The 7568-nt window shown below is 64.2% G+C and carries 11 protein-coding genes; 5 read left to right on the top strand and 6 right to left on the bottom strand.

The window, feature by feature from the left end:
• Positions 1-477: hypothetical protein (locus tag VF515_12325; GenBank protein ID HEX7408421.1), on the top strand; the 477-nt coding region annotated here is incomplete at its 5' end.
• A 226-nt stretch (positions 478-703) separates the two neighbouring features.
• Complete coding sequence (locus tag VF515_12330) at positions 704-1777, top strand: SGNH/GDSL hydrolase family protein (GenBank protein HEX7408422.1); 1074 nt, start codon at positions 704-706, stop codon at positions 1775-1777.
• 3 nt (positions 1778-1780) lie between these two features.
• Here VF515_12330 and VF515_12335 read toward each other — a convergent pair whose 3' ends face one another.
• Positions 1781-2629 (bottom strand): hypothetical protein, encoded by an 849-nt coding sequence (locus VF515_12335; GenBank protein ID HEX7408423.1) that lies wholly within the window; start codon positions 2627-2629, stop codon positions 1781-1783.
• Between the two features lie 248 nt (positions 2630-2877).
• On the opposite strand from VF515_12335, the gene VF515_12340 reads away from it, so the two are divergent.
• Positions 2878-3741 carry an NAD(P)-dependent oxidoreductase gene (locus VF515_12340; GenBank protein ID HEX7408424.1) on the top strand — a complete coding sequence of 288 codons (864 nt, stop codon included), beginning with the start codon at positions 2878-2880 and terminating at the stop codon, positions 3739-3741.
• Between the two features lie 71 nt (positions 3742-3812).
• Entirely contained in the window at positions 3813-4172 is a 360-nt protein-coding gene (locus VF515_12345) for a carboxymuconolactone decarboxylase family protein (GenBank protein HEX7408425.1), read from the top strand.
• A gap of 129 nt (positions 4173-4301) precedes the next feature.
• On the opposite strand, the gene VF515_12350 is transcribed toward VF515_12345, so the two are convergent.
• The gene (locus tag VF515_12350) at positions 4302-4682 is read right to left on the bottom strand and encodes a hypothetical protein (protein ID HEX7408426.1); all 381 of its coding nucleotides are present in this window, start codon (positions 4680-4682) and stop codon (positions 4302-4304) included.
• 5 nt (positions 4683-4687) lie between these two features.
• On the bottom strand, positions 4688-4927 hold the full coding sequence (locus VF515_12355; GenBank protein ID HEX7408427.1) for a hypothetical protein: 240 nt from the start codon (positions 4925-4927) through the stop codon (positions 4688-4690).
• A 181-nt stretch (positions 4928-5108) separates the two neighbouring features.
• On the opposite strand from VF515_12355, the gene VF515_12360 reads away from it, so the two are divergent.
• On the top strand, positions 5109-5327 hold the full coding sequence (locus tag VF515_12360) for a hypothetical protein (GenBank protein HEX7408428.1): 219 nt from the start codon (positions 5109-5111) through the stop codon (positions 5325-5327).
• Between the two features lie 456 nt (positions 5328-5783).
• Here VF515_12360 and tnpA read toward each other — a convergent pair whose 3' ends face one another.
• From tnpA to VF515_12375, 3 genes are all read right to left on the bottom strand, one after another.
• Complete coding sequence (gene tnpA / locus VF515_12365; protein HEX7408429.1) at positions 5784-6233, bottom strand: IS200/IS605 family transposase; 450 nt, start codon at positions 6231-6233, stop codon at positions 5784-5786.
• A gap of 610 nt (positions 6234-6843) precedes the next feature.
• Entirely contained in the window at positions 6844-7209 is a 366-nt protein-coding gene (locus tag VF515_12370) for a type II toxin-antitoxin system PemK/MazF family toxin (protein HEX7408430.1), read from the bottom strand.
• Positions 7197-7451, bottom strand: coding sequence for a hypothetical protein (locus VF515_12375; GenBank protein HEX7408431.1), 255 nt, complete (start codon positions 7449-7451; stop codon positions 7197-7199). Before VF515_12375 ends, VF515_12370 begins: the two co-directional genes overlap by 13 nt.
• Between the last annotated feature and the right edge of the window lie 117 nt (positions 7452-7568).

A 7568-nucleotide genomic window follows, 5' to 3' on the forward strand; every position in this document is an offset into this window, starting at 1 on the left:
CAGGCGGATACCACGCCAAGGCCGACGACGGCGCCCGAGGCTGTTCCGGGTGCGCCGGCCGCAAGCGCGCCAGAGACCACTTCGGAGGAAGCGATGGAGGAGCAACCGTCTGGTATCCAACTGTTCCCTCCGCCGGGCACCAAACCGATCAAACGCGGTATCGTCGTGCCGGAGGATTTCGAGCTACCGCCTGGCTACGTGCGACATTACCAGACGACGGACGAGGGCTATCAGCTGCCTGCGATCTTGATGTTCCATCCGGATTACCAACCGCTCGATGAACGGGGTGAGCCGATTCCCTTGCCCGAAAACCGCGTCGTGCCCCCCGAGATGGCGCCTCCGGGAATGCGCGCTCAGACGCTGGAGGTGCCCGAGAAGGGCGCTCCCGTAAGTCCCGAACAGGCCGAGCAGGCGGCGAGACGATCGCGGCCCCACGTGGATGTGGGGCCGGAGTCCCCGCCTGCGCCAGACCGTTGAGCGGCCGCGACGGAAACGGCGCCCGCCTCGCCGTAGCAATGGTGCGCCCAAGACACCAGCCGCGATATTTTTGGTGACGCTGCGTTTTTGTCTGTCCGTTGTTGTCTGTTTTTGTGTTGACGCCAGTTTCTCGATTGTGCTAAGCGGCACTCCGGAGGTTAAGTATCGTGTGCTGTGCAACTCACAACGGAAGGGGGAGACTATGATTCGAAGAGCAGGTCAACTGATGGCGTTCGCGGCAATCGTTGCGATCGGCTCCAGCGCGATGGCGAGCACGCTGACGCAGAATGTGTCGTGGACCATCGACCGACCCAACATCACCACGAAGTACAGAGTCGTCGCGTACGGCGACTCGATTTACGCCGGCTACAAGGGCATCGACCTTCTGTCTGGGAACCCCGTCGCCATCTTTTCGGCGCCGACGGTCCAGGGCGACTACGCCTCCAACTACTGGAACACCGACGTCGAGACCATCCGGCGCACGAAGTCGGGCGCCGTGGCGTCGGACATTTACAACAACAAGATCGTGGCCGAGAAATCCTACATGCAGGCCACGAACACGCGCATCGTCACCTTCGAGATGTGCGGCAACGACGGACTGCAGGCGCGCAGCAGCTTTGCCGGCCAGACCGGCACCTGCGACTACACCCCACTGAACAACGCGCTGAATAACTGCACTACCTATCTCCAGAACGCGATGTCGTTCATCAACGCCAACGTCTACTCCGGGGTCAAATTGAAGATCGTCTCGAACCTGTACTACCCCGGCTACAACGCGGACAACCACGCGGCGTCGTGCACGAACTCCGGCACGACCACGAAACCGAACCTGCGCGACGCGTTCCTCCCGTATCTGGCGAAGATCAACTGGCGCACCTGCAATTTCGCCAATACGTACGGGTTCAAGTGCGCCGACAGTTTCGCGCAGTTCATGGGCGCGGATTACGACTCGAACGGCGATGGGCAAATCGATTCCGATGGCCTGAAGTACGTGCAGGGCGAGTCGGAGAGCGCCTACGTGACCCGGATCACGGGCACGTTGAAGCTGACGATCCGCGACGCCAACGTCAAATTCATCAGCTCGAGCACCAGCGCCGATTACATTCAGTCGGACGACACGCATCCGACGTACGATGGCGGCACGATCTCCGTCGGCATGTTCGGTGGTACGGGGACAGGCTCAGCCCCGCCGGATATCCCGTCCAACCAGTACATCAACGGCAAGAACCCGTTCTGGAATCTGTACGGCCACGAGCGTATGGGCTGGCAGCTGTCGGTCTACGACCCGGCCACGCCGTGACGCTCACCACGGCAGAAAACGCCGAATGAGCAGCGCCGGGATGCCCACGTAGTAGAGCACCCGGCAGGCGACCTCAGCCAGGCGCCGCACCCTCGCCGCGCGCGAGGGTGCGGCCCAGGCCGCCAGCAACACCCCCGCCTCTGCCAGGATCCGCCACCCGCCCGCGTAAATCACGAGGTCAATGGTCACCACAGTCCACAACAGACCGAACCCTTGCAGGTACGGCTTCAGCCCGCGCAGGTAGTACTGGCCGAACGTCCCGCCCCAGACGATGATCTGGTCCACTCGGAACAGCGGCAGCGTGGGGACTAACGCGAAGGCGGGAAACTTCAGCAACAAGTGATACCAGCGCCAGCGTGGGCCGCTGTGCTTGGCGCGGGCGTACAGCACGCTCGGATGCTGGAGCAGGACGCGCGCCCCCTCCAACCCGCCCGCCTCCGCCAGTGCTTCCAGCAAGGCGGTCGGATCGTCCAGCTGCAGTCCGTAGCGAAAGCGCCGGCCTGATTGCAGGCGGAGCCACAACCCGGTGCCGGGCAACGGGATCGTCCAGGCAGTGATGCGGGCGATGGCGCGACACGGTATTTCAACGCGCAGCTCGTGTCGCTCGATCACCAGCGTGCCGCCGGTGACCTCCACCCTCGCCGTGAACGCGCGCTTGATCAGCCAGGCCGCGCTTGCGGGCGCAAGGACGAGGATGGAGAACACGCGCATCAGCATCAGCGGCGGGAAATAATGGATTCCGGCCACGATGATCACGAGCAGGACGGGCAGAGTCGCACCGCTGATGGCGGTCAACAGCGCACCGATGATACGCCAGGCCAGCGGATATGCGATTGCGGTCGTGGTCGTCACCCCCTTCCCGTTCCCCTGCGGTATCACCACTTCCAACGCCACCAGAGCAACACGGCAACAGCAGATAGCTCACGCCGTTGCCGTCGACAAGGAGAAACGCCCCAACTCGCAAGGCAACGCAGTAAGCCCATCGCGGCAGCCGTTTTTCGGACGAAAGGGCTACCGCAGCAGCAGGTTGCACCGGTCCGACCCCACCACCAGGGCTGACATATTGTTCGCAAGGTAAATTGTGGGTATCGTCCGCTGACATGTCGCTGCGCGTCGGTTTCGTTGGGCTCGGAAACATCGGCAAGCCGATGGCCCGCCGCCTCGTTGCCGGCGGGTTGGAGACAACGGTCTTCGATCTAATTCCCGCTGCGGTCGACGAGTTGGTCGCCGCGGGCGCCCGCGGCGCGCACTCGTTGCGCCAGGTCGCTGCCGCGTCCGACATCATCGGCGTCTGCGTGCGCGATGACGCCGACGTGCAGGCCGTGGTCCTCGGCCAGGACGGTCTACTCGCCGGCGCGGCGGCTGGGACGGTGATCGCGCTGCACAGCACCATTCTGCCGCGCACGGTCACGGAGGTGGGGGCGGCCGCGGCGGCGCGCAGTGTCGGTGTCGTCGACGCCTGCATCACCGGCGGCGCCATGGGTGCGGAGCAAGGGACGCTGACGTACATGGTCGGCGGCGATCCGGCGCACCTCGAACGCTGCCGCCCGGCCTTCGCGACCTCGGCCGCACAGATCATCCATACCGGCGCGCTCGGTACCGGCGCGGCGACCAAGCTGTGCAACAATCTCATGACCTACCTCGGCTTCCTCTCCGCCTTCGAGGCGACGCTGCTGGCGCGCCGTGCAGGGCTGTCGATGGAAGCGCTCGAGGCGGTTACGTGTGCCAACGGCAACATGACCGAGCAGATGCGCGCCTTCCTCATGCTGCATCGGCTGCGCGCCGAACAGCGGAAGGACGCGGACTTCCAACGGCTGCTCCGTGCCTTCACGACGCTGGCCGAGAAGGACCTTGCCGTCACGCTGGCGTTCGCGCGCGAATACGGCGTGGCGCTGCCCGGCACGGCGCTCTGTCAACAGCTCATGGCGCGCGTCTACGGGCTCGAGGACGAGAACCGTCGCTGAGGTGAAGCCCAGCGCGCCGCCGCGCTCCGACGCCCTGCGACTGATCTGTGCAATCAACGAGGAGGAGATCCATGCCCGGTTCTGACAAGCGCCAGAAGGGAATCGCGAAGTTCGCCGAGGTCATGCAGTTCACGCCGCCCGACATTCCGGGCGACGTCTTCCTGGACGCGACGATCGAGCACCTGTTCGCCGAGGTCTGGGCGCGGCCGGGGCTAGGGGTCCGCGAGCGCCGGCTCATCACGCTCACCGTCCTCATGGGCCTCGGCAACGAGATGACGTTGCGCCTGCACTTCGGCGCCGCCATGAAGAGCGGCGACCTCAGCGACGCGGAGATCGACGAGCTCATCCTGCACGTCGCCCATTACGGCGGCTGGCCCAAGGCGGCGGTGGCGTCGCAGGTCGTCCGCCAACTCCGCGCCGAGCGGACGTAGGTCTGTCTCGGGCATCAGGGACTACCATCGGATTCCGATGGAACGCGCAGCATCAGCGGCGCGCGTCTTCGTGCGCCTCCGCTGAATGCGCATGTTCGGCTCTCACTCGACGCGCGACCCACCATCGGCTCAGACCTTCTCCACGCTCACGCCGTTCGCGTGCTGGGCGAGCGCCGCGAGATCGTCGAGATCCGAAGTGAGCGCGGTTCCATCGGGTTCCGAGAAAGCAACGACGAGTGCGTCGACGGCGGAACCTCGACGCGCTTGCCTGCGCAGCCGCGCAGCGCGCCGCGCCAACGGTTCGGGAATTTCCTCCACGACGTCGCACGTCTTTAGAAAGCGGTTCGTGGGCGCGTCGCGACCAGCATGACCTTGCAGGCACTCGACGAGGACGACTGAGGGGACGACAGGCGGCCAGAGGCCCTGCTCCCGCAGCGCAAGGATCAGCGCAGCCGCCTGCCGGGACCGTTCAGCAAGCCGGCTGACTCCGCCGGAATCGAGGACGAGCACGCCTGTCACCCCGCCTTACGAACGGGGCGTCGCGAAAGGCGCCGGGCCACGGTACCGGCGCGCGCGCGCTGGGCGACGCTGGGTGCCCCGACCTCCGCGATCAGATCGGCAAGGTACCGATCAGTTTCCAGGAGTAGATCCTGTCGACGCAGCTCCGCTTGGACGGCCTTCTGCAGGAGCTCCGAGACCGGGAGGCCACGCGCCTTCACTTGCTCGTACATGGCTTCGGGGAGGTACACCTGCATTCGAGGCATACGCCTACCTATACACCCTTCACGGGAAGCCCACAAGCGCGACGGTGCCGGCTGCGCTTGTCCTGAACACGACGCACGCTCGCCGACGCACTTCAAAACCGCGCGGGCGGCCGTCAGGTCGCCGGAGGCTTCTATTCCCTTCTCCCATCGATAGATCAGCGGGCTATGGTTCGTGCCTGATGCGGTCGGTCGCCTGCGGGTCCGTGCACAACTCGGCAACGTGCCGGAAGAGCCTCTTGCGCTCGATTCCGATTCCAAATCGCTCGCGGCAGCGCTCGGTGCGGTCTTCATAGATCATGTGTGCCCGAAATACGCGATGATCCACGCCTCGAAATTCATGTCGCGCCTTGGGAAGCCGTTGGTCGAGTCCTCGGATGATCTGCGTGCCTAAAATATAGGACGACACCCCTCCCAAAGTTCGTGACGCGGCTTCGGAAACGCGTGGTCGAGCCCCTGCAGACTCTGCGTGCCTAGGATTTAGGCTGGCCAAACCGTCGCAGGTCCTGCGGGCTGACAACCTACGCGTGTCCGACCAAGAAAACGTCGCGCAGGGGCTTGGACCACGATCTCCCGAGGCCGCACAGGTCAATATTGCCTCGGGATCACCTCTTCCGGGCCGCTTCTGATCCGAAACGCCCTCGACTCACGCTTTCCGGGCGCCTTTTGTTCAATTCCGACCGGGCTGAGGGAGCTGACGACTGATCTCCAGCCGTCCGAAGATACTTGACCATCGTAGATTTTAGGCCGATACGGGCAGAACGCCTGTAGCCAGCGAGGTCGTTGTCCAGCCGTTCACACAGGGTGCAGAAAGGTCCCCAGCATGTCACCGGAGAATGGAATTCTCCGGCTACGTTCGCCGAAAGTCGTCTGAAGACGACTGCGGGATCCCGTGCTCGTCGGTGGTCTCGTACAGGGCCAGCGTGCTTCGCTCGCGGTGATGGCGCGGTTGGTTGTGCACGTAGGCGGCCACCGTTTCGAGCGAGCGTTCGCCGAAGCTCAGGGCGCCATAGCCCTCCTGCCAGCGGAATACCTGACCGGCGCTCGCCTGGAGGCTCACCGCCCGCGAGCTGGCGCCCTTCAGTCGTTTGACACAGGCCGCCACACTGAGGACTGGCGGGATCGACGCTACCACGTGGATGTGGTCGGCGACGTTTCCCAGGCCGTGCAGCACCAAGCGCAGCTCCTTCGCCTTAACGTACAGCGTGGTGCGGAGGATCGCTTCGCGCTCGGGAGTGATCAGCGGAAGCCGTTCGAAGGTGGCCCACACCAAATGGTAGTAGAGCTTCCAATATGGCATGTCATCACTGTATCATAATGTCGTATTGCAGTCGTCTTCAGACGACTTCTTCCTACCGTAGCCGGAGAATTCTATTCTCCGGCGAGCCGGCCGTCGACCTGGTCTGCGCGTAACGGCACGACGACGTGCCCTCCGTCACCGGAGAATGGAATTCTCCGGCTACGGTTCGAGAAAGTCCGTTGAAACGGACTGCCGCCATTTCGCTGCTACCGCACGTGAACCTTTCTGCCGCTGCACGGGAGCGACCGTTGCCTCATCTGGGTCGGACCCGCGCAACGGCTGGCGACGCGTCGATAAGATGCAACTCACAACGCGCCCCGAGGTCTTATAGCCGCATATTCGGGATCGAGATGGCTGGAGCAAGGACGGACGGGCTACGGTCACCACGTGTTACAGCCCCTATTGCGGTGTCGAAAACGGGGCAGTAAGCCCTTCGCAGCAGCCGTTTTTCGGATCAAAGGGCGACCGCATCACGAGGTTGCGCCAGTCCGACCCGACCTGGGGCTCCGACCTGGCCGCGAGTTCACCGCGCATCCGTGATGCAGGTCGGCGCTCCCGAGACTGATATCGGCCCGGCGGCGGCTCGGTTCCGCCCGCGTCGCCCCGGTGTTCAGGAGATCGGCACACCGATCGCGCGCAGGATCGCCTTCTCGATCTCGATCATCCGCGTCGGTGAAAGGCCACCACCAAGCGGTGGTGGTAAGAGGCGCTCGCGGCGCAGCGTGGTGATTTGCTCACACTTCGCCATCGAGGGACGGAGCAGCCCACCTTCACGACTGCGCAGACGCACGTGCGTTGGCGCTTCACGCAGCGTCGTAGAGATCGGCACCACCAGCACATCCGACGCAAAGCGGTTTCGGCTGTCGGGTGAGATCACCAATGCTGGCCGGCGTTTCGCACCCGGTTCGTCGGGAATCCGTACCCAATAAAGGTAACCGCGGCGCGGGAACTGCTCTTCGGGAGTCAATCGCCCCATTCGCGGCGCACGGCTTCGTCACCCAGCGCGGCCCAGCTCTGATCCTCGCCACGCTCCCGAGCGCCCTGCGTGCGATAGTAGGCCTCGATTGCTTGGTCCAGCTGAACTTGCCGGTGGCGACGCACCCAGGCAGCGAGAGCGTTTTCGAAGACTTCGCTACGCTTCCGACCGTGTGCAAGCTTGTCGACCTCGCGCAGCAGAGTGTCGTCCACCATCACCGAGATTTTCGTCTTCGCACCCACAGCACCCTCACTATCCGACCTGACTGCGGATCACAACCTTGCCGAAATGCGTTGCCGAAATGCGGGCAGTCAGACGCATCCCGAGCGAGTTCAACCCGCAAGTCGTGATCGAGGCCA

The sequence above is a fragment of the Candidatus Binatia bacterium genome (assembly GCA_036382395.1).
GTDB lineage: Bacteria > Desulfobacterota > Binatia > HRBIN30 > HRBIN30 > JAGDMS01.